Origin of the sequence: Kluyvera sp. CRP, from assembly GCF_019930565.1 — a bacterium.
Classification (GTDB): Bacteria; Pseudomonadota; Gammaproteobacteria; order Enterobacterales; family Enterobacteriaceae; genus Kluyvera; species Kluyvera georgiana_A.
In genome coordinates, this window is record NZ_CP082841.1 from 5,072,781 (window position 1) to 5,093,436 (window position 20,656).

Annotated in this window: 24 protein-coding genes and 1 other RNA gene; 15 read left to right on the forward strand and 10 right to left on the reverse strand. The window is 50.8% G+C overall.

Annotated features, from left to right (window positions below; all coding sequences use genetic code 11):
- Positions 1-132 precede the first annotated feature (132 nt).
- The 3 genes from smpB to K7B04_RS24065 all read left to right on the forward strand — a co-directional run bounded on the left by smpB (position 133) and on the right by K7B04_RS24065 (position 2,540).
- Positions 133-615 (forward strand): SsrA-binding protein SmpB, encoded by a 483-nt coding sequence (gene smpB, locus K7B04_RS24055; RefSeq protein ID WP_064543348.1) that lies wholly within the window; start codon positions 133-135, stop codon positions 613-615.
- Positions 616-799: 184 nt separating this feature from the next.
- Positions 800-1,162, forward strand: a transfer-messenger RNA (tmRNA) gene (gene ssrA / locus K7B04_RS24060).
- A gap of 184 nt (positions 1,163-1,346) precedes the next feature.
- On the forward strand, positions 1,347-2,540 hold the full coding sequence (locus tag K7B04_RS24065) for an integrase domain-containing protein (RefSeq protein WP_223803201.1): 1,194 nt from the start codon (positions 1,347-1,349) through the stop codon (positions 2,538-2,540).
- A 25-nt stretch (positions 2,541-2,565) separates the two neighbouring features.
- Here K7B04_RS24065 and K7B04_RS24070 read toward each other — a convergent pair whose 3' ends face one another.
- The 5 genes from K7B04_RS24070 to K7B04_RS24090 form a co-directional block, all read right to left on the reverse strand.
- Positions 2,566-3,171 carry a hypothetical protein gene (locus K7B04_RS24070; protein WP_223803202.1) on the reverse strand — a complete coding sequence of 202 codons (606 nt, stop codon included), beginning with the start codon at positions 3,169-3,171 and terminating at the stop codon, positions 2,566-2,568.
- On the reverse strand, positions 3,171-4,064 hold the full coding sequence (locus tag K7B04_RS24075) for a DUF4747 family protein (protein ID WP_021000668.1): 894 nt from the start codon (positions 4,062-4,064) through the stop codon (positions 3,171-3,173). Before K7B04_RS24075 ends, K7B04_RS24070 begins: the two co-directional genes overlap by 1 nt.
- Positions 4,065-4,463: 399 nt before the next feature.
- Positions 4,464-5,039 (reverse strand): phage polarity suppression protein, encoded by a 576-nt coding sequence (locus tag K7B04_RS24080; protein ID WP_223803203.1) that lies wholly within the window; start codon positions 5,037-5,039, stop codon positions 4,464-4,466.
- Positions 5,040-5,054: 15 nt separating this feature from the next.
- Positions 5,055-5,297 carry an ogr/Delta-like zinc finger family protein gene (locus K7B04_RS24085; RefSeq protein WP_223803204.1) on the reverse strand — a complete coding sequence of 81 codons (243 nt, stop codon included), beginning with the start codon at positions 5,295-5,297 and terminating at the stop codon, positions 5,055-5,057.
- Complete coding sequence (locus K7B04_RS24090; protein WP_223803205.1) at positions 5,294-6,097, reverse strand: capsid protein; 804 nt, start codon at positions 6,095-6,097, stop codon at positions 5,294-5,296. The genes K7B04_RS24085 and K7B04_RS24090 overlap by 4 nt, the downstream gene beginning before the upstream one ends.
- Before the next feature lie 550 nt (positions 6,098-6,647).
- Here K7B04_RS24090 and K7B04_RS24095 point away from each other — a divergent pair.
- The 7 genes from K7B04_RS24095 to K7B04_RS24125 all read left to right on the forward strand — a co-directional run bounded on the left by K7B04_RS24095 (position 6,648) and on the right by K7B04_RS24125 (position 11,202).
- A complete protein-coding gene (locus tag K7B04_RS24095) occupies positions 6,648-6,914 on the forward strand; it encodes an AlpA family transcriptional regulator (RefSeq protein ID WP_223803206.1) in 267 nt (88 codons plus the stop codon).
- Positions 6,911-7,471, forward strand: a complete 561-nt coding sequence (locus tag K7B04_RS24100; protein WP_223803207.1) for a host cell division inhibitor Icd-like protein — start codon at positions 6,911-6,913, stop codon at positions 7,469-7,471. The genes K7B04_RS24095 and K7B04_RS24100 overlap by 4 nt, the downstream gene beginning before the upstream one ends.
- The gene (locus tag K7B04_RS24105; protein WP_223803208.1) at positions 7,464-7,763 is read left to right on the forward strand and encodes a Derepression protein; all 300 of its coding nucleotides are present in this window, start codon (positions 7,464-7,466) and stop codon (positions 7,761-7,763) included. The genes K7B04_RS24100 and K7B04_RS24105 overlap by 8 nt, the downstream gene beginning before the upstream one ends.
- Positions 7,756-8,205, forward strand: a complete 450-nt coding sequence (locus K7B04_RS24110) for a hypothetical protein (protein ID WP_223803209.1) — start codon at positions 7,756-7,758, stop codon at positions 8,203-8,205. Before K7B04_RS24105 ends, K7B04_RS24110 begins: the two co-directional genes overlap by 8 nt.
- Before the next feature lie 105 nt (positions 8,206-8,310).
- Positions 8,311-8,538, forward strand: coding sequence for a hypothetical protein (locus K7B04_RS24115; RefSeq protein WP_223804218.1), 228 nt, complete (start codon positions 8,311-8,313; stop codon positions 8,536-8,538).
- Entirely contained in the window at positions 8,535-8,855 is a 321-nt protein-coding gene (locus K7B04_RS24120) for a DUF5375 domain-containing protein (RefSeq protein ID WP_223803210.1), read from the forward strand. Before K7B04_RS24115 ends, K7B04_RS24120 begins: the two co-directional genes overlap by 4 nt.
- 13 nt (positions 8,856-8,868) lie before the next feature.
- A complete protein-coding gene (locus K7B04_RS24125) occupies positions 8,869-11,202 on the forward strand; it encodes a primase-helicase zinc-binding domain-containing protein (RefSeq protein ID WP_223803211.1) in 2,334 nt (777 codons plus the stop codon).
- A gap of 775 nt (positions 11,203-11,977) precedes the next feature.
- Here the strand turns inward: K7B04_RS24125 and K7B04_RS24130 are convergent.
- The gene (locus tag K7B04_RS24130; RefSeq protein ID WP_223803212.1) at positions 11,978-12,274 is read right to left on the reverse strand and encodes a DUF406 domain-containing protein; all 297 of its coding nucleotides are present in this window, start codon (positions 12,272-12,274) and stop codon (positions 11,978-11,980) included.
- Positions 12,275-12,524: 250 nt separating this feature from the next.
- Between K7B04_RS24130 and K7B04_RS24135 the strand changes: the two genes are divergently transcribed.
- Complete coding sequence (locus K7B04_RS24135) at positions 12,525-12,947, forward strand: hypothetical protein (protein ID WP_167575182.1); 423 nt, start codon at positions 12,525-12,527, stop codon at positions 12,945-12,947.
- Between the two features lie 110 nt (positions 12,948-13,057).
- Here the strand turns inward: K7B04_RS24135 and K7B04_RS24140 are convergent, their stop codons facing one another.
- The 4 genes from K7B04_RS24140 to K7B04_RS24155 form a co-directional block, all read right to left on the reverse strand.
- Positions 13,058-14,164: a fimbrial protein gene (locus tag K7B04_RS24140; protein ID WP_223803213.1), complete on the reverse strand. Its 1,107-nt coding sequence runs from the start codon at positions 14,162-14,164 to the stop codon at positions 13,058-13,060.
- A gap of 12 nt (positions 14,165-14,176) precedes the next feature.
- The gene (locus K7B04_RS24145; protein WP_223804219.1) at positions 14,177-16,630 is read right to left on the reverse strand and encodes a fimbria/pilus outer membrane usher protein; all 2,454 of its coding nucleotides are present in this window, start codon (positions 16,628-16,630) and stop codon (positions 14,177-14,179) included.
- 77 nt (positions 16,631-16,707) lie between these two features.
- The gene (locus K7B04_RS24150) at positions 16,708-17,373 is read right to left on the reverse strand and encodes a molecular chaperone (RefSeq protein WP_223803214.1); all 666 of its coding nucleotides are present in this window, start codon (positions 17,371-17,373) and stop codon (positions 16,708-16,710) included.
- 66 nt (positions 17,374-17,439) lie between these two features.
- Positions 17,440-18,021 carry a fimbrial protein gene (locus tag K7B04_RS24155; protein WP_167575178.1) on the reverse strand — a complete coding sequence of 194 codons (582 nt, stop codon included), beginning with the start codon at positions 18,019-18,021 and terminating at the stop codon, positions 17,440-17,442.
- 621 nt (positions 18,022-18,642) lie between these two features.
- On the opposite strand from K7B04_RS24155, the gene K7B04_RS24160 reads away from it, so the two are divergent.
- From K7B04_RS24160 to K7B04_RS24175, 4 genes are all read left to right on the forward strand, one after another.
- Positions 18,643-18,942: a metalloregulator ArsR/SmtB family transcription factor gene (locus K7B04_RS24160; protein WP_163446243.1), complete on the forward strand. Its 300-nt coding sequence runs from the start codon at positions 18,643-18,645 to the stop codon at positions 18,940-18,942.
- Positions 18,943-18,955: 13 nt separating this feature from the next.
- Positions 18,956-19,477 carry a rhodanese family protein gene (locus K7B04_RS24165; protein WP_223803215.1) on the forward strand — a complete coding sequence of 174 codons (522 nt, stop codon included), beginning with the start codon at positions 18,956-18,958 and terminating at the stop codon, positions 19,475-19,477.
- Between the two features lie 58 nt (positions 19,478-19,535).
- A complete protein-coding gene (locus tag K7B04_RS24170) occupies positions 19,536-19,715 on the forward strand; it encodes a hypothetical protein (protein ID WP_064543251.1) in 180 nt (59 codons plus the stop codon).
- Between the two features lie 465 nt (positions 19,716-20,180).
- The gene (locus tag K7B04_RS24175; RefSeq protein ID WP_163446245.1) at positions 20,181-20,630 is read left to right on the forward strand and encodes an L-alanine exporter AlaE; all 450 of its coding nucleotides are present in this window, start codon (positions 20,181-20,183) and stop codon (positions 20,628-20,630) included.
- The last annotated feature ends 26 nt before the right edge of the window (positions 20,631-20,656 follow it).

The window sequence follows — 20,656 nt, forward strand, 5'->3', positions numbered from 1 at the left end:
CACGGCGTAAATAGTATCATTTATCTACGGTTAAAAAAAACGGACACAGGCTATATCGTGCTAAGATAACGCATTACGCCTCGCGGGAGCTTGAGGCTAGGTTTATCAGATTAGCGATAATTTCAGGATATTATGACAAAGAAAAAAGCACACAAACCTGGATCGGCCACGATTGCGCTGAATAAACGCGCCCGCCACGAATACTTTATCGAAGAAGAGTTTGAGGCGGGCCTGGCGCTCCAGGGCTGGGAAGTGAAATCCCTGCGCGCAGGTAAAGCCAACATCGGCGACAGCTACGTTATCCTGAAAGACGGTGAAGCGTTCCTGTTCGGCGCCAACTTTACCCCGATGGCCGTGGCATCTACGCATTACGTTTGCGATCCTACCCGCACGCGTAAACTGCTGCTCAACCAGCGCGAACTGGATTCTCTGTACGGGCGTATCAACCGCGAAGGTTACACCGTAGTCGCGCTGTCGCTGTACTGGAAAAACGCCTGGTGTAAGGTGAAGATCGGCGTCGCCAAAGGTAAAAAGCAGCACGACAAACGCTCCGACCTGAAAGATCGTGAATGGCAGCTCGATAAAGCGCGTATTATGAAACATGCAGGGCGCTAAGCCAGATACCTGTCCAGCTACAACAAATATCCCCCAACCTATGGGGGATATTTTTTAGTATCAGCCCATTATCCCTCCTGAACACCGCCAACTGCACGAGAAACGCACAGCCAACAGCTTGTTGAGACACGTTTTTTGCTGGCAACACCTTCCGCATCTCTGTTATACTTGCTGCAACACTATTGGGGCTGATTCTGGATTCGACGGGATTTGCGAAACCCAAGGTGCATGCCGAGGGGCGGTTGGCCTCGTAAAAAGCCGCAAAAAATAGTCGCAAACGACGAAAACTACGCTTTAGCAGCTTAATAACCTGCTCTGAGCCCTCTCTCCCTAGCTTCCGCTCTTAAGACGGGGATCAAAGAGAGGTCAAACCCAAAAGAGATCGCGTGGAAGCCCTGCCTGGGGTTGAAGCGTTAAAACTAATCAGGCTAGTTTGGTAGTGGCGTGTCTGTCCGCAGGTGCCAGGCGAATGTAAAGACTGACTAAGCATGTAGTGCCGAGGATGTAGGAATTTCGGACGCGGGTTCAACTCCCGCCAGCTCCACCAAACAATGATCCGGATACGTCCGGTGAAGTACAGAAAGCCCGCATGGCACAAGCCCTGCGGGCTTTTTTGTGTCTGTCGTTGTCCGAGAACATCCGGCTAAATCCGGTGATTATTGGTATACGTTTAGGTATACGGTAGGATGTATACCTAAAAGCGTATACCAATTCATGAAGGAGCGGCCACAGTGGCACGGACAACACGCCCCCTGACCAACACCGAAGTTCTACGCGCGAAAGCGTTAGAGAAGGATCTAACTCTGCATGATGGCAATGGGCTTTTCCTGATAGTGAAAACTAGTGGCAAAAAGCTCTGGCGCTTTCGTTATCAACGTCCGGCAACAAAGCAGCGGACAATGATGGGGCTCGGTGCTTTCCCCGCCCTTTCACTTGCTGACGCCCGAGGTTTAAGAGCGGATTACCTTGCCTTGTTAGCTAATGGCATCGACCCCCAAGTTCAAGCTGAAGTTGCAGAGGAAGAGCAACAAATCGCTCTGGACAGTATTTTTTCAACGGTTGCCGCTAACTGGTTCCAACTCAAAAGCAAAAGCGTTACCCCTGATTACGCAAAAGACATTTGGCGTTCATTGGAGAAAGATGTATTCCCTGCCATTGGTGAGATCCCCGTTCAGCAAATCAAAGCCCGGACACTGATTGAAGCTCTCGAGCCAATCAAAGCTCGTGGGGCGCTTGAGACTGTACGTCGACTGGTGCAGCGCATTAACGAGATAATGATTTATGCCGTAAACACTGGCCTGATTGATGCTAATCCAGCATCAGGTGTTGGGATGGCCTTTGAGAAGCCCAAAAAACAAAACATGCCGACGCTTCGGCCAGAAGAGTTACCAAAACTCATGCGTTCTTTGGTGATGTCAAATCTCTCTGTTTCGACTCGCTGTTTAATTGAATGGCAACTCCTGACGCTTGTGCGCCCTTCTGAGGCCTCCGGTGCTCGTTGGGCAGAAATCGATCTCGATGCAAAGCTTTGGACAATTCCAGCCGAACGGATGAAGGCGAAACGTGAGCACATAGTTCCTCTCTCAACTCAGGCATTAGAGATTCTCGAAGTGATGAAACCAATCAGTGCTCACCGTGAACATGTTTTTCCCAGTAGGAATGATCCAAAACAATCCATGAATAGCCAAACAGCTAATGCAGCTTTGAAGCGTATAGGATATGGAGGAAAATTAGTTGCACACGGTTTACGATCTATTGCAAGTACTACATTGAATGAAGCGGGCTTTAATTCAGATGTGATAGAAGCGGCATTAGCTCATACAGATAAAAATGAGGTAAGAAGAGCATATAACCGCTCTATCTATTTAAAGCAAAGAATAGGCATGATGGAATGGTGGGGTGAAAAAGTTTATAATAAAAACTGAAAAAAAAGCTCATTCTTATGAGCTTTTATTTTCCTGCATTGTTTTTGGAATTATCAGCATACTGTTTATTTTGATAAGTCATAAAGGTATTATACCAACTAGAAACACGGAATATAGCAAGAACAGCTGCTAATGCAGAGAACACTGAATAAATAAATATAAAATAAGCAAAAAAACTAAATGTTAATAACGCATACTTATAGAAAACACCTAAATAATAATACATAAAAGCATTATTTATGAGAATGCTACTATAGGCCTTGGTAACCAAGGCCGTAATAATAGTTAGTAATTGCAACAATATAAAATGGACAAACGTTGCATTGACTGACATATAAGGAGAATATTCTACTTCTCCACTTTCACTTTTTTCATCACCAGTTATTATTTTTTTAAAGGCCTCATCACCAATAGCTATCCACATAGCAAAACCACCTAATGAAAAGCCCAGAAGGTTCGGCATCAATGACAGGATGTCATTCCACCACCCCTGATGAGACCAAGATGGATAAAGAATCACTGTCATTAAAAAAGCACACCAAAAATAGCGACTTTTAAACACAGCCCCAGCGCCACCATAGATTTTCCAGTATCTAGCCAATGCACTGGTTGATTCTTTTTCTTCACTCATTACTTTCTCAGAAGCCTCTTAAATTCATCTGCTAATGATTTTGCCCTTAATAACAATAGCTCAGAAACCGATGTTACGTCAGAATCATATGGTTCAACCCTTTGAAGTGGTACGTCACTTGAGGCATGAACCTCTACTAATCCCGCCTCATTAATCCTGCGTATACTAACTTCACCATTTCTCGAAGCAATAAGAGCATCCTGTTTTAACTCACCATCAGGTTTAATTTCCTGACCTCGCTCAGACTTATATGTTTTATCCTCTTCAATAACCCCAATACGCTTGAAGCGCTTTTGCATAACACTTTCTGCAGAAGCGAGATCATCCGGATTAGGACGTCGAGTGACCATATTTATACACGTAATACCTTTTAAAGAAAGCATACGTTCCACACTATCTGGCTCAGTCAATATTGTAACATTAACCTTTCCAAACTTCTCTATAATTCTCTCATGAGAAAATATCCCATTCAGAAAGTTTTCTATTTGTCTTGATGTAAGATGCCGGCTCTTGTCCTGCATTTCGTAAACCAAAAGATGACTTGCGGGTAGAAAAACAAAAGAGAATCTAGCTACATTTGGTTTTAAATTATCAGGTATATTTATTCTTTCCTTTTCCTCATCTGAAGCTATATCTTTCTTTACGATATCGAACCAGTCGCCATTAACGTCAATATCTGTATACTTTAGAATTTCCCCCTCAAAAGGTTCACTAATCACCTGGCCTTTCTTATAAGGGTAAAAATATGATAAAGTTGCGAATGAGTCTCCTCTTAAATTAACATTGCTCGCATTTTTTCTTGCCATCCTGAATAACTCGACATACTTTTCTGGCGAGTGGGGGTGCATGGTTATATTTACAGCCCCGTAAGTTAATTTTTTTGCCCTTGCCATTTTTATCTTTGTTCCCTTATTTCGTGAAAGAATCATATATACATTAAAGACTTAGGAAAAACCATGTCTTAACGCACACCATCTAATAACCAAAGGAAATAAAAATACAATTTATTATTCAAAATGGGAATATCATTTCCCCCGCGGATAATGCTCATTGGTTCCACTACCAGATTCGTAAAAATTAGAAAAACAACATCCAAGAACAGCGCGCAATGCTCTCCCCGCCACGCCTGCCCGCTTCCGGGGGCGCTTTTAATGCAAGTGCATGAAGGGCTTCAGGCAGCGCCAGTGCTGGTGCGGCGGGGTGTGGAAAATTCAGGATTTTGCATGCAAAGCCATGCAGCGTAGGCATGCATGGCTATTTTTCTTAAAAAAGACGGGGATTTTCGGGGCTTTTTATGCGGATTTTTTGCGGGTCTGCGCGGCCTGTCGGCACATGAAAATCTGACTCTGTTCAGGTGTATATTTTGCCCGGTTGTCTTCTCTGGACGCTCTGTCAGGCCGGAATCCGATGGTCGTCAGGATATCCCGGTCATCCTCTGCATAATAAATATCTCTTCCGCTGGCCAGATGAACCGATAGCGCTTCGCGAACGCTGGCGGCCGCCCGGTCGAGAGCCCGTTCTCTGACGATTTCAGGCTGCTCTCTGAGGTGCATTAATTCCGGTGCCAGCGCTGCGACCAGCGCGTCGCCACTGACCTGCATAAAGGCGTGGAGCTGGCGACGCATGCTGACACGCTGCACGGCCTCATGTGACCGGATATACTGACCGGCAGACTGGTTTACTGCCCATTTTTTCAGGTCAATATCATCACGCAGCGCCTGTACAGCGTCAGGCTCATAGCGGGTACTGGTGAGCTCATGTTCTTTCAGCGCCATTTCAGCCTGTGCCAGTGCTGACTTGCTGCTCATCCAGTCCGATTTATTCTTCTGACAGGTTTCAAAGGCCTGCTCCAGTGGTGCTCGTATCATTTCTTTTCTCCTGAATCAGTGGCGCAGCGATGAGCGAGCGCAATCCAGAATTCGGGGCGGTGTCACTGGCGCTGTCTGCGCCGGTTCTGGCTTTTCCGGCGCCGGTGGCCGTATCACCTCATCGATAGATTCGATGGTGCGAAAGGACGCGGAGCAGAAGACATTCACACACTGGAGATAACTCTGTTTGACGTTATCCGACAGGTAACGACTGGTGCGAACATGGGCCGCCTGTTTGCAGTACGGACAGCGCATCATGACTTCACCCCCTGTGGTTGTTTCTTCTGTGCCAGCTCTTTAGCCCGCGCCATTCTGAGGGCGGGACTTTTAAAGAGCTTCATATCTACGCCGGTGAGTGCCGGACGATGAAGGCCAATCTGTGAAATCACCGGCTCATGTTCCATGTTGAATACGTAATACTGGCTCTGTGTCAGTACATTCTCGCCCAGCTCCTGAATAAGAATAGTGTGAGGGTGTTCTTCCCCCTTAATCTCAAGCTCACGCAGACGTAAAGCAAATGCGCGTACCAGTGGGGGGGGAATGTCTTTAATTACCACCGCCCACTCATTCCGGGCATAGGCTGAAAACGCATCTGAATGAGCGCTGACGTATTCTTTTCCTGACGTACAGGCGGCCAGCATAGTACGGGCTTTATCATCATTGAGCTCATCAATCAGGGCGGCGAATTCCTCTGCCAGTTCACGACCGGCCATTCGCTGACCATGTTCCGCTTTCAGTTCCGGGGTCATCATGCCGCGCAGTTCACGAAAACGGGCGCGCCAGTTCTGTTCCGCTTCAGCACTCTCATTCAGCGCGTTCTGACGTTCTTTCTCGCTGCGGGTAATGGCGGCCTCGATATCATTCAGTTTCAGCATATTTTCCATGTGTGCGGATTTAGCCTGGCTGAACGCATCAAGCGCGTTATTTATCGTGGTCTCTGCGCTCTGGTTGGCTTGCTCATTAAGCGTATCCAGTGCGATCTCGATGGCTGTACGTATTGTCTCATTCTGTGTGCTGCCAATGGTTTTCATTACTGAAGTAAGTAAGTCTGCTTTCATCGTCGGGCTCTCTGTGTGTTTTCAACCTGACGCCATTCTGCCGCCCCTCAGACAACAACTCGATTCATTGCGGTTGTAGCAGTCATGGCACAAACAGGACTTAAAAACCCGGCTTGCCAGAGGAAAGTCGAAGGAAAAACCTCTCTCTGTTTGTTTTTTTACTAATAACTATTCACTACTGTTCACTCAAAGAAAAAAGTTAATTAATACAGTAAATTAAAGAGTGAACAGTTGAGAATGAAGTATTCACCGAGTGTTCACTAGTGTTCACTGTTCTGAACGTCACAAATGTAAATTTTATGCGGTATATCCTATTAATTCATGCTCTTATGGTGATTAAATCAATTTGCATTTCACTTTTGAAATCTCCAGTGCCTTATAACTCCTTCCAGTGCCTTTAAATGGTCTTGAGTAAAAAAACATCACCCGTTGTCCCGTGCTTAGTACAATTTCCCCCTGTTGCATTGAGAAAAAATATTCACAAAATAGAGCGCTACCTGATACCGGACGGACACGTCCGGATCTCTGCGGATATTAACGAGGTAGCGTTATGCACACAGTTTCATCAGTACCATCCTCCCCCACCACCATGCACCCGATGCCGGTTTCAGCCCCGGCTCAGGAGCGTTTTTTACGTCTCCCGGAAGTAATTCATCAGTGCGGCCTGTCCCGCTCCACGCTCTACGATTTAATTGCCCGCAATGCTTTCCCGGCGCAGGTTTCCCTCGGGGGTAAAAATGTCGCCTGGCTACAGTCTGAAATCACGGCGTGGATGGAAGAACGTGTCGCGCACCGCAACCGGAAATACGACGCATGAATCAGAGCCGATTTCACAGAGCCCCTTTTTCTGGCTTGCATCCGTTGTGTGTTTCCTGGTACAGTTTTGTCGCTGTCGCAAAATCGACAGCCGGAATTGGCGTTCCGTATAACTTCAAGGCGACACGACACGCGCCATGCGTGTTTTTTTACGTCGTTGCTCAGGCACACCCATTTTTCGGGCTGTGGTGTTTATGCGTACACCACGGTTCCAGTCAGATAATGGTAGTCCGGGCGGGGCAGCCTTCGGGCTGGCCGGTACCCTTGAAGGCCGGTTACGCCAACCCCGTTCGGGCTGCCACCAGTGAAATTGGCGTTTCCGGTGGTAGTTTTTCAGACTACTTCAAGGAGATTGCCATCATGGCTACGACCCTCACCCCGTCACACCCGCAGTTTGTCTTTGTGTTTGCCGCCGTCCGTCGCGCAGACCGTAAACCCCGTATCTGTATGCTCCGCACCGTTGCCGGTGACGAGCTGGCCGCCCGCCGCACTCTTGTCCGGGAATACGTGCTTTCCCTTGCCGCCCGCCTGCCGGTTGTGGAGATGTCACATGCATAATAAAAACACCCCTCATACCGTCTCAGCGCGTCGTGATGACCTTAACCCCATGCAGGAACACCTCAGCATAGAGGCGTACCATAAACTCAATCGCGCCAGCGCCGTCTCGCAGTTCGTGGGCGGTGATTTGCTTCGCCGTGAGCTGAACGGTTTACACCAGCTATACCTGCCGCAGATTTTTAGTTATATCCATGAGGACGTCAGCTACGTCCTGGAAGAGCTGAAAGCCAAAGGCCTGTGCCGTGACTTTCTCACCACGACGTCGGGAAACGGAGGTGAGCACCATGTTTGATTTCCCTCAGCCGGGTGAAATATATCGCTGTACAGGATTTCCTGATGTGGTGGTGTCGGGCGTGCTGGCCAACGGGATTCCGTGGGATATGCCGTACCGCTGTCCGGGGCTGGTCTGGAACCCGTACCGGCGCACCTACACCATCCTCATTCGTATTATTGCCGGTGGCCGTATGGCAGAAATTCCGCTCAGTCGTTTTTTGCGGGACTTTACCTGTGCGCATCCCGACGTATTTAAGCGCAACCCTGAAAACCGCCACGCCGTATTGCGCGAAATAGCGGCCGACCCGGCATTACAGCAATACCGGGCACGGAATATCGATAAATATCCTGACGATATTCCCCCAGTTAAACGCCCGGCGCCGGTGGCGCATAAATGGCGGAATAATTTCAGTCCGGAAACGGAAATAAAACCTGATAACAGCTACCGCCATTATCTGTAATTAAAAACGACACCCAAAAAATAAAATGTGCGTATCTGCGCAGGGATACGCACGTCCTCAGGAGACGAAATAATGCCTGTTAACAGTACGGAACGGCCGCAGAATATAAACCAGCCCACCATCAGCCGGGCAGACCTTGAATGTCTCGAACATCTTCGCAATGTCGGCCAGCTTGTCGGCGACCTGATGCAGGTGCAGGACTGCACCTCTTTGCGTCACAATCCGGCGCAGCAGCTACAGCTCACCTCGGTGATTTACCTCATGACTGCCCGGCTCGACGGCGTGGTCGACCGCTGTAATCAGTGCTGGCTGACCGGGGAGGGCAACGTATGAAAAAGCCATTAACGCCCGTCTTACGCGCCGCGCTCTATCGCCGGGCGGTCGCCTGTGCCTGGCTGACCCTGTGCGAACGTCAGCACCGCTACCCGCAGCTCACGCTCAGTACGCTGGAAAGCGCCATTGCGACCGAGCTGGAGGGTTTCTACCTGCGCCAGCATGGCGAGGAAAAAGGCCGCCAGATTGCCTGTGCCCTGCTCGAAGATTTAATGGAAGCCGGACCACTCAAGGCCGCGCCGTCGCTGTCCTTTCTCGGGCTGGTCGTGATGGATGAACTCTGCGCCCGTCATATCACCACACCGGCACTGCACTGAGGGAGAAAGCACCATGAAAATGAACGTAACGGACACCGTAAAACAGGCGTGTGGCCACTGGCCGCGCATTCTCCCGGCGCTGGGGGTAACGGTCATCAAAAACCGCCATCAGGCCTGTCCGGTGTGTGGCGGCTCCGACCGCTTTCGCTTTGACGATAAAGAGGGGCGCGGGACGTGGTTCTGTAATCAGTGCGGCGCGGGAGACGGTCTGAAACTGGTTGAGAAAGTGTTCGGCGTGACCCCGTCAGAGGCGGCCGGGAAGGTGAACGCCGTGACCGGAAACCTGCCGCTGGTATCCCCGGCGGTGACTGCGGCCGCAGACGCTGAAACTGAGGCCGACCGCAAAGCGGCCGCCGCGCTGGCCGTAAAACTGATGGAGAAAACCCGCCCGGCCACCGGCAACGCCTACTTCACCCGCAAGGGCTTCCCCGGCCGGGAATGTCTGACGCTCACCACCCTGCATAAAACCGGCGGCGTAACGTACCGCGCCGGGGATGTGGTTGTCCCGCTGTATGACGATAGCGGCGCACTGGTTAACGTCCAGCTCATTAATGCTGACGGTCTCAAGCGCACCCTGAAAGGGGGGCAGGTAAAAGGGGCATGTCATATTCTCGACGGAAAAAAAGAGGCGGGAAAACGGCTGTGGATAGCGGAGGGCTACGCGACCGCGCTCACCGTGCATCACCTGACCGGGGAAACCGTCATGGTGGCGCTGTCGTCGGTGAACCTCCTTTCTCTGGCGAGCCTTGCCCGTCACAAATTCCCGGCCTGTCGGATTATCATTGCCGCCGACCGTGACCTTAACGGCGACGGACAGACCAAAGCGTCTGCGGCCGCAAAGTCCTGTGAGGGCGTGGTCGCCCTGCCGCCGGTGTTCGGTGACTGGAATGATGCGTATACACAGCACGGCGGAGATGCCACGCGTAAAGCCATGTATGACGCAATCCGGCCACCGGCTGAAAGCCCTTTCTCTACCATGAGCGAGGCGGAATTTACCGCCATGAGCACCAGTGAGAAAGCCATGCGGGTGCATGAACATTACGGCGAAGCGCTGGCCGTGGATGCGAACGGGCAGCTCCTGTCCCGCTATGAGGCGGGAATCTGGAAAATCATCCCGCCGTCGGACTTTGCGCGCGACGTGGCCGGGCTGTTCCAGCGCCTGCGCGCGCCGTTTTCTTCGGGGAAAATTGCCTCAGTAGTTGAGACCCTGAAACTGATTATTCCGCAGCAGGATTCCCCTGCGCGCCGTCTGATTGGCTTTCGCAACGGCGTACTCGATACCGCCACCGGCTCATTCAACCCTCACCATAAATCACACTGGCTGCGCACGCTCTGTGATGTCGATTTTACCCCGCCGGTCGAGGGTGAAACACTGGAAACCCACGCCCCGGATTTCTGGCGCTGGCTCGATCGCGCCGCCGGTGGCAGACCGGAAAAACGCGACGTGATTCTGGCCGCGCTGTTTATGGTGTTGGCGAACCGCTACGACTGGCAACTCTTCCTCGAAGTGACCGGCCCCGGAGGCAGCGGCAAAAGTATTCTGGCCGAAATTGCGACGATGCTCGCCGGGGAAGATAACGCCACGTCGGCTACCATCGAGACGCTGGAATCCCCGCGCGAACGTGCGGCGCTGATTGGCTTCTCGCTGATACGCCTGCCTGACCAGGAGAAATGGAGCGGTGACGGTGCCGGACTTAAGGCCATCACCGGCGGTGATGCGGTATCGGTCGACCCGAAATACAAGGATGCATACTCCACCCATATTCCGGCGGTGATTCTGGCCGTGAACAATAACCCGATGCGCTTTACCGACCGCAGCGGCGGTGTTTCCCGTCGCCGGGTGATCCTGCATTTCCCGGAGCAGATTGCCCCGGAGGAACGCGACCCGCAGCTCAAGAACAAAATCGCCCGTGAGCTGGCCGTGATTGTGCGCCAGCTAATGCAGAAGTTCAGCGATCCGATGACTGCGCGCGCACTGCTCCAGTCACAGCAGAACTCCGACGAGGCGCTCAGCATCAAGCGTGATGCCGATCCGACATTTGATTTTTGCGGCTATCTGGAAGCCCTGCCGGAGCCTGAGGGTATGTTTATTGGCAATGCCAACATCATTCCGCGTCAGCCGCGCCTGTATCTGTATCATGCCTATCTGGCGTATATGGAAGCCCACGGCTACAGGAATACACTCAGCCTCACCATGTTCGGTAAGGGATTGCCAGCCATGCTGAAAGAGTACGGGCTGAGTTATGAGAAGCGCCGAAAAAATCAGGGCATACAAACCAATCTCGCGCTAAGAGAGGAAAGCAACGCCGACTGGTTGCCGAAATGTGATGACCCCGTAGCGAAATAACCTACCCTGACCGGCAATCGCCGGTCTTTTTTTACCTGCAAAACGGAAAGAGTGAACAGTAAAGTGTTCACTGTTCACCAACCATTCACCACGTAAGTTAATGAATATTATTAATAAAAACCATTAGTGAACAGTGTGAACAGTTTTTCTAAAAAAAAGTTTTTTTCTTGATGTGACCTATTCAAAAACAGGTTCACTTAACCACAGGAAGCGCTGCAACAAATCGCCATTGGTATACGCTTAGGTATACCAATGAAAGTTGAATTGATTAAAATTACTTTATAACATATAGTTACGTGAATTATTCAGACTCCGCCAGCTCCACCAAAATTCTCCATCGGTGATTACCAGAGTCATCCGATGAAGTCCTGAGAGCCCGCACGGCGCAAGCCCTGCGGGCTTTTTTGTGCCCTCAATTTCCCGAGAAGTCCGAAGAGAACTCATTAATCCGAACCTTTTAGGCCCATTAATAGGCCCAACGAAAAGCTCTACTTTTTCGTTAGGTCTAAACGCACGGTGACGGGCTTACTTTGTTAATAAAGTCCCGTAGAACTAAGCTCTGGCAGTTGCTTTATTATCAGCTTCAGACAAACAAATGCACCTATGCAGCCTCCGGCTGATAGGTACGAGCAAGATAATAAAGGACAAGAAAGGTCGATATAGCACGATGGCAACCGAGGTGGATAAACACATTTTCCCGGCAGAGCCTACAAGATGGCGTTTAACAGGCCTGCCACCGTTCATCAACTGAACGTCCCGGCAGGCGCGCTTACACTCAGAATGCGGAACGTAGTGATAATTCAAAAATGATCTTTTCTGCCTGACAAGAGAATGTGACAGAAGCGTCCAGTTTCACCTCGTTATCGACGTTCAGAATCTGATACTCAACCTCTGGATTCCCATCCGATGCCGCAGCAGAAGCCAGTTTCTGGATTTTAGCGACCGCTAGCTCCGCTTCATTTTCCGTTGGAAAAATTCGCTCGATTTGAAAGGTACAATCGTCATTTTCAATAATTGTACCAATATCGATTGCACATCCCTTGGTACTGCACTTATCAACAACATCTTTCATAATGATAACCTCGTATATTTGTTCTCAGGATAGGACGCTACCGAGGGAAAATCCATACTTTTAGTGCGTAAACCGTCCAGTCGCTTACGATACAAACTGCCGTGAACGAAGCTCACCTTTGCCCCCAACGGTCATAACATTCATTCAAAACCCAGACGATTCACTTACAGTTTATTCCTGGAGACGCATAATCTCTGGTATGCCAACCTTGTTCATGCTCATAACACTGAGATCGTTAGATGAGGATATTATGAAAAAGACAATGATTGCATTATCTGTACTTATGCTGGCATCACCGGTTTTTGCCGCAACGACTCACGCAACTGACGACACCGTAGCCGCAGCACAGGAAAACGCCAACACAGCGAAGGAAAAGCTGCATCAGGCGCAGAATCAGGGTGAAGAGCTGAAGCTGAAATCGAAACATGCCGCCGAAGGGAAAAGTGATAGCGTCGGCAGCCAGGTCAGCGAGGGTGCGCAGAAAACCTGGCATAAAACTAAGGAAGGAACGGAAAAAGGGTGGGATGCCACCAAAGAAGGCGCGCAGAAAGGCTGGGATAAAACCAAGCAAGTTAGCCAGAAAGGCTGGGACGCCACCAAAAAAGGCGCTCAGGAAGGCTGGGATAAAACCAAAGACGGCGCCGCTGAACTTGAGAAAAAAGTCAGCGAGTAACCGGACGTTCATACAAAAAAGCCGCATCAGCGGCTTTTTTTACATCGGTCAGGCCCCTTTTAAGACGGCAGATCAATTCAACGACGATAGGGGTATCTCGCCCTTCCCCATTAATTATAAACCAGCGTAAACGTCGCCATACTGTTCGCCGTCCCGGCGTTGACTACCGCGCCAGTCTGCACGTAATGGGCAGAGAAATTTATCCGCTCGGCGCTGGCGGCGTTGCTTGCCGTAATCGTCTTCAGTACCGGAAGGTTCATGGCTTCATTAATACTCACCGCCGTTCCTTCTGCAGGCGCTGATGCGCCGTTGTTACCATAGTTCAGCGCCACACCAACGCCGCTGGCCGCTGCGCTGGTCTTTGTGAGCGCCAGAATATTCGGCTGCCCGGACGTATCCTCCACGCCAAAGAACCCCATCCGTACCTCCGTCGGCTGCGAGCAGTAAACGGGAATAGCGAACGTCTGGGCACGCCCACCGGTCGTCCCAATGCCTTTAAATTCAGATTTATTAACGGAGCCTAACGCCACGTGAATCGTGGACGTGGTGACCTGGCAGCTACCGCTGGCGCCGATATCGACGTTAAGCGCCGACAGCCCGAGGAAAGTGGGCGACGTACTGGTTGTGGTTTGCCCCGATGCCGGCTGCAGTTCCATAAACAGCTTCCCCACCTGCGGCTGCGCATCAACGTTGGTATGATTGCCCCCGGACAGGTTCACCTCGCCGGTTTTGTAGAAAGTGATATACGCCTTAATGATCACCTCTTTCATGCCAAGCAGCGTAGGCATATCGGCACTATCGCAAATGGTCGTCGACTCGTTCCCCGCCGGAGACGAGCTCCCGTCAATATAATGCACCGGACCGCCATTGCACTGGAACCCAAGCGAGTAACCCAGACCGTTGAGCTTGCTGGCAAAAATATGCACGCCATTCACGGCGATCGCCGCCCCCTGGGTATCCATCTGCTGATATACCAGGCGCTTCCAACCCGCGGCGGGAACCGTTAAGTCGCAGGTAAAGCGTATACCGCTACTGTTATCGGCCATTGAACCGGACATCTGCGAATTGATCGGCAGCGAAGGCAGGTATTTGATGTTCTGCGTATTCACAGTCATATCGCCGATGGTATTACTGCAGTTTTCCGCCCAGGCTTGCGAGCTATTCAGCCCCGCGATGAACAGTATAAAAACGCAAATACGCCGTAACCCGATGTACATACTCAAGCCTTTTTATAAACAGACCGCGTTCACCGTTTTAACCGGATTACGCTGTTGGTTGTTGGGAAGATGGAAATGGACCGCGCAGCTTTGCGAGACATGGCCAACATCCCAGCGCACAGCCAGGATGCCTTCATCCGGAACGCCGCTAAGATACACCTGGCCTTGCTCTGCCACGATCCCCGATGCCGCGCCGTCCACGCCAGAAAGCGTTGCGCTAGCACCAAACGGCAGCGGGCCGTTTTTGCCTCGAAGCGTAAACAAGACGCGCTGGCCAATATGCGTCTGATAATCAGCCTCTACGATCGCGCCGCCGCCGGGGATCACCGTTTGGCCTTCCAGTTCAACCTCGGTGTCATCCGCCATGGATTCGGTATCCAGGCTAATATCGTTTTTACGATACGCCGTGAGCGTCGGCACGATGGCATAGCCGCGCCAGTCGGTGTGCAGATCGGTGCCATTTTGAATCGCCACATTGTCCGCGCCAGGAGCGCGAACGATGGCAAAACTGTCGCCGGTATACTGGCCGAAGGTAATGCCGTGAGGATGCGCCACAATGGAGCCAGACGCTCCCCAGTTAATCTGGCGGGAGGTTTTATCGCGCTGGTAGCCAAGCTGCGCTTCGCCATAGCCGCCGCGATAGTCCAGCGATACACCGCTGTTGCTACCCTGACCATTATTGCCATAGCCCTGCTGCACGGTGTAATAGAGATTATTCTTCTCCAGCGCTGAGCCATACAGCGAAGCCTGCTGTGAGGCATAACCGTTGTTATTGGAGGTGGTGCTGTAGCTAACGGAGGCATCCGGCAGCACCGGGCCTAACGGGATATTGAGGTTGAAAGAGAGCGAACGATCGTTTTTATTGCTTTGCGACGACTGCGTATAGTAATAGCCCACACCCCAGGAAACGCTGTGCCATGCACTATAGAATCCCACATGAACGGTCTGATCGTGGCGCGGGGAATGCCAGTACGTTTGCGTCCAAGCAGAAGCGGACAGGCTACCTGCGCTCCCTAAGGTTTGCGACAGCGAGATCTCTTCACGATTCCGCTTGTTGTCCGTTTCGCCATAGCGCCCCTCGAGGGCGTTGGCCTCGCTAAAATCGTAGTAACCGCTGGAAGAGTAGCGGTAGCTCGCCAGGCTCAATGTCGTGCCGGTAGTCACGAAGTCTTTTTGATACTGTAGCCGCGCCGAATGCCCGTTATAGCGCTGTTTTGACGGAGTGCGGGTGACCGCGCTGGTGTAATCAGCGCCCAGCGAGCCCAGTACGCCAAATCCGCGCCCCGCGCCGGCCGACCAGGATTGGTAATCCTCCGCAATCTGCGCGCCGCCGTAGAGCGTCACGCCAGCAGGTAGACCGTAGAACAAAGTGGACTGCATAAACTGCGGACGGCGTGTCTGCGCCTGCGCCGAATAAAAACGTCCCGCACTGACGCTGTATTTTATGCGCCCCTGACGCAGCATAAACGGCACCGCTGAAAACGGTTGGGTAAATTGACGCTCTGAGCCATCGCTCTCTTTGACCGTCACGTCCAGATCGCCGCTCTGCGAAGTCGGGTACAGATCGTTAATGACAAATGCGCCCGGCGCGACAAAGGTTTCGTAAATGACATAGCCATGCTGAGAGACCGTCACTTTGGCGTTACTGTGAGCCATGCCGCGAATTGTCGGCGCAAAGCCGCGCAGGCTGTCCGGAAGCATCTCTTCGTTGGACATCAGTTGAATGCCACGAAACTGCACGCTGTCGAAAATATCACCGCTGGTATAGGTGTCGCCCATGCGCAGCTGACTCTGTAAAGCGCGCACGTCATGTTGTAGATAGGTGCTTTGCGAGCGCCAGCGGCGAGTCTTGTCGTACTGCATGGCGGCAATATTGCGCAACCGCCAGCCGCCCAGGTTAATACCGCTGCGCAAGTTTAAATAGCTGGAGCGAAAGTCACCGCCACTTTGCTGGGTCTGCGCACCGGTCAGGTTATAGTCGACAAATGCGGCGGGAATGCCATCATCCCAGCGGGAAGGGTCGACATAACCATGGCTTTGCAGATTCATCGCCGCCTGCGGAATGCTCAGTTTGAGTCGCTGTTCGGTGAAATCAAACGTGCTGGAAGCATCGGGAATGAACTTGCCAATCAGGCTGAAAGTTTCCCGTTCATGCAGCGAGTCAAATGCCGAAAAGGCGCTAACGTTTACGCCATACTCGGCCAGCTGCGCTGGCGTTAAAAGTGGCTGCAGCCTGCCATTAACATCGACAAATTCAATGGTTTCATGGCCCATCTGCTGGTTATTGACCCACACATCCACCGGATAACGCCCCGGTTGCTGGCCACCCGGTTTCGCGAAATAGTGCAAGTCGGCCATTTTCTGTTGTGGGTCCGAAAGCTCTAACGCCGAAGGGTCAAAATAGTCCTCTGCTCGCGTGGTATTTTGGTAGCACAGCAGCAACAGCGCCGCTGGTACGCAGGCCATCAGCGGATGACGGCCAACGCTAGCCTCACCAAACACGTTGTCGGAGGTTAACTTTTTCACAATGAGAGCCAGTCAGGTTACTGCTGCGCGTAGTCGGTAATACCGCCAAAGTCGTTAATCGCTCGCCACTTCACGACGCCTGAACGATTAACCGGCCACGATTGATCGCTGAAGGGAGCAATCATGCCTGGCGACTCCAGTTCTTGCCCGCCAACGGACAGTGAAAAGAAGGAGACAAAATAAGCTGTGGGGTTATGAGCAACCAGACGGCTCCCGGTCGAACGGAATATTAGCGCCTGCCAGGCGCTTTCCGCCTCACCGGCTAAATTTTTCGGTCGATAAAAGATCTTAAACTTCGATTTAATATTGACCTGCAGTTTATTGGCATCGTCTTTTTGCGTCGGGGCAATACTTTTTACGTTCAACCAGAACACGGACTCACGGTCAGCAGGTAATTGCGCGCCGGTGTAATTAATTCGCAGCACATTTTTCTGCTCAGGCTCCAGACGAAAGAGCGGAGGAGTCACAATAAACGGTGGCTGCCCCTTATCCGTAGTCAGATAATTTTCCACCCACGACTGGACCAAATAAGGTGTAGCGCTATCGGCATTCGTCACTGAAATAGATGCCTCACGCTTACCTTCTTCATAAATAACGCGGGTACCGCCCATAACGATCCCCGCCTGAGCGCCAGATGAGATTATGAATAAAGAAATAGCCAGGCTCGCGATAAAACGATTCATTGGAAAACCAGAGTTAGAAAATAACAGAGAGATTGAGCAGAAAGCACCTTCTGCTCAGAGCTTTAATTAGTTGTAAACCATGTTAAAGTCAGCGACACCGTTTGCATTCCCGGTAGTGACGGCAGTGCCCGTAGACTTATAGTCGGCGTAGAAGGTGAGATCGGCAGAGCCGGTGCCAGATGTCCCCGCAGTAACCGGATGCTTATCCGTTACCGCTCCCAAAGCCACCTGTTTACTTTGATTTTCTTCATACAGCTTGATGCCGATGCCCGTAGCGTTACCGGTACCCGTGTTAATTGCAAGCAGAGACGAGTCGGTTTTGTCTTTATTACCATCAAACAGCACGGCAACCTGAGTTACCGAACTTGGGCAATCTTCGACATTAATATGGAAGGCAGTTTTGGTCGTCTCAATGCCGCTCCCGGTGAAATAGGATTTTGCCCATTTGCCAAGATCGACCTGCTGATTGGCGCTTTTGCTGGTGACGTTACAGGAAACATCCGTAATGGAGCCGGTGAATTCAACCTGCCCGCCTGTACCTTGCGTCCCCGCTGTTGAACCAGGGTTAGTGGTCACACCAGCAGCGGCTACCGCACCCGATACCACTAAGCCGATGACACTTGCCATAATACGAAATTGTGTTTTCATTCTTCATCTCTGATTGATATACATTGATGCTGACGGTTGCCGGGTAAAAACGATTTATCCGCGCCTCGCCGTAAAGCCCTCCATGATTATTAATCTTCGATTCCATCCACAGGGTATTAAACAAGTAATCGCACTCCGCGCCTTTATAAAGACGGAGAGTATTTTTTTATTTGTAAGTTAAGACTAACCACTAATTCATTAAGTGCATTAGAAATACGACATTAATCATATCCACATTAAAAACCATTGCAACAAAGAATTACGTAAAAATATCGTAAAAGAACCTTCTATTTACTCGCAGAAATAGATAATTATCACTAAATGTTATCCACAAAGGATTATCAACGTGTCGGTGTCAAATGCACGACCAACAATTATTAACACCACCTTTTAAAATTTAACGAAATTAACACTACAAGGCATGACATCAGATTATCTGCGTAACAAAAAATGCTGAACATGAATCAAAGTAAGAATAATCCGAACACCGTCACCCTCTGGACTTTTTAAATTCTGATAATAATCACGCTAAGCATTAAGAGCATCTTCGAACAACAGGACTTGTCATTGGAACAACTTTGATTTAGTGTTTTCTTAATTAAGAAAACACTAAAGTAAGATATGAACGAAATCGATTTTTTGCAGGCTCGTGCCGGTGAAGCCGCCACGCTACTGAAAGCGATGAGCAACCCCCACAGGCTACTGATCCTTTGCATGCTGTGCGATGCCCCCGGAACTAGTGCCGGCGAGCTCGCGCGAGTCACCGGCTTAAGCCCGTCAGCCACGTCTCAACATCTCGCTCGCATGCGCGAGGAGGGGCTGATTGACAGCCAGCGCGCTGCCCAACGCATCCACTACTCGATTAAAAACGACGCGGTGAGGCAGATCGTCGCTACCTTAAAAACGCTTTTCTGCCCTTGAGGAACACCTGAACATGACCGTTGAATATCTTTCCCCACAAGCCACGCTTACGCTCATTGAGCAGGGTGCCACCCTCATCGACATACGCGATGCCGATGAGTACGTGCGTGAACACATTCCCATGGCCCGCCCCTTCCCGCTCAGCGCTATCGAAAAAGGGCAAACGCTACCCTCTTCCGACGGTGGCGTCGTGATTTTTCACTGCCAGTCCGGCAACCGCACGCGTAACAACGAAGCGCGACTGGTTGCCGCAGCCGCGCCAGCAGAAGTCAAAATCGTTGACGGAGGGATCGACGCCTGGCGAAAGGCGGGTCTGCCGATGGTCGAGGATAAAACACAGCCGCTACCCCTTATGCGCCAGGTACAGATCGCCGCGGGCGTGCTAATTTTACTGGGCGTCGTACTGGGTTATAGCGTATCCAGCGCCTTCTTCTTGCTGAGTGCATTTGTGGGCGCAGGCTTAACCCTGGCCGGGATGACCGGATTTTGCGGTATGGCGCGCCTGCTAGCCGTGATGCCGTGGAACAGGCGATAAGCGCTATCGCTGCTGCGGCAACGTTAATGAAGACAAGAGATAACAAAGGAGCACGTTGATGTTTGCACCTGGCGATCTGGTTCAGCCGAAAATGGGCGGACCGAAATTAAAGGTTATTGAAGCACACGAAGACAGCATCGTGGCCGTCCAGGCCAGCGATGAGCACGGTAAGCAATACACGCTGAAAAACGATGACGTCGCCCCGTATCGTGAAGAAGGCGACTTTGGCGTTTGCTAAGACCTCCCCCGCGGTGAGCCAGCCTCACCGCCTCTTCTCACGAAACTGAATGTTTACCCATAAATCACGCATATCCTCCCATGCTATCCATCAGCGTTTAATGCTAAAAAAACACCTTCCAGTCAGATAAAAACACCATTAGTGACGGTAATCACAATAAAATCAGCATTAGCACGCTGACAGCAAAAAAGACCTGCGCTTCCAAAACAATTAACTGTTCGATAACAAAGCGTAATTAAATGATTTTTAAGACAAAAACCAGAATTGAAAACAAAAATAGCGCACAGGTTAAAAAACAACCAAAAACAGAGTATTTTATTGATAAAAACGCATTAAATAAAAATATTTCACTAGTTGTTTGTTTTATTGCAGATGGATAACCTATATGCGTTGAACAAACCAACCCAAAACGCCAAAAAGCACGTTTTCTCTCAGTTTTAATGTTTATTTTCGAGGAGCATACCGATGTTCTCTGCGCAGTCACGCCTGCGTCATGCGGCAGCAGACACTTTCGCCATGGTGGTCTACTGTTCCGTCGTGAACATGATGATTGAAATTTTTCTCTCGGGAATGACCTTCGAGCAGTCACTTTCGTCTCGACTGGTGGCGATTCCGGTGAACATTATTATTGCATGGCCATACGGTATCTACCGTGACTTCATCATGCGCCAGGCCGCGCGAATCAGCCCGGCTGGCTGGATGAAAAGAGTGGCAGATCCGCTAGCGTACGTGACCTTCCAGTCGCCGGTATACGTCTTAATTCTGCTGAGCGTGGGTGCCGATTGGCATCAGATTATCGCTGCGGTTAGCTCAAACGCGGTGATATCGCTGGTGATGGGTGCCGCTTACGGCTACTTCCTCGATTTCTGCCGTCGCTTGTTCCGCGTCGAGCAATACACCCAAGCGAAAGCCTGATAGCAGGGTAATAAGAGACTGGCCAT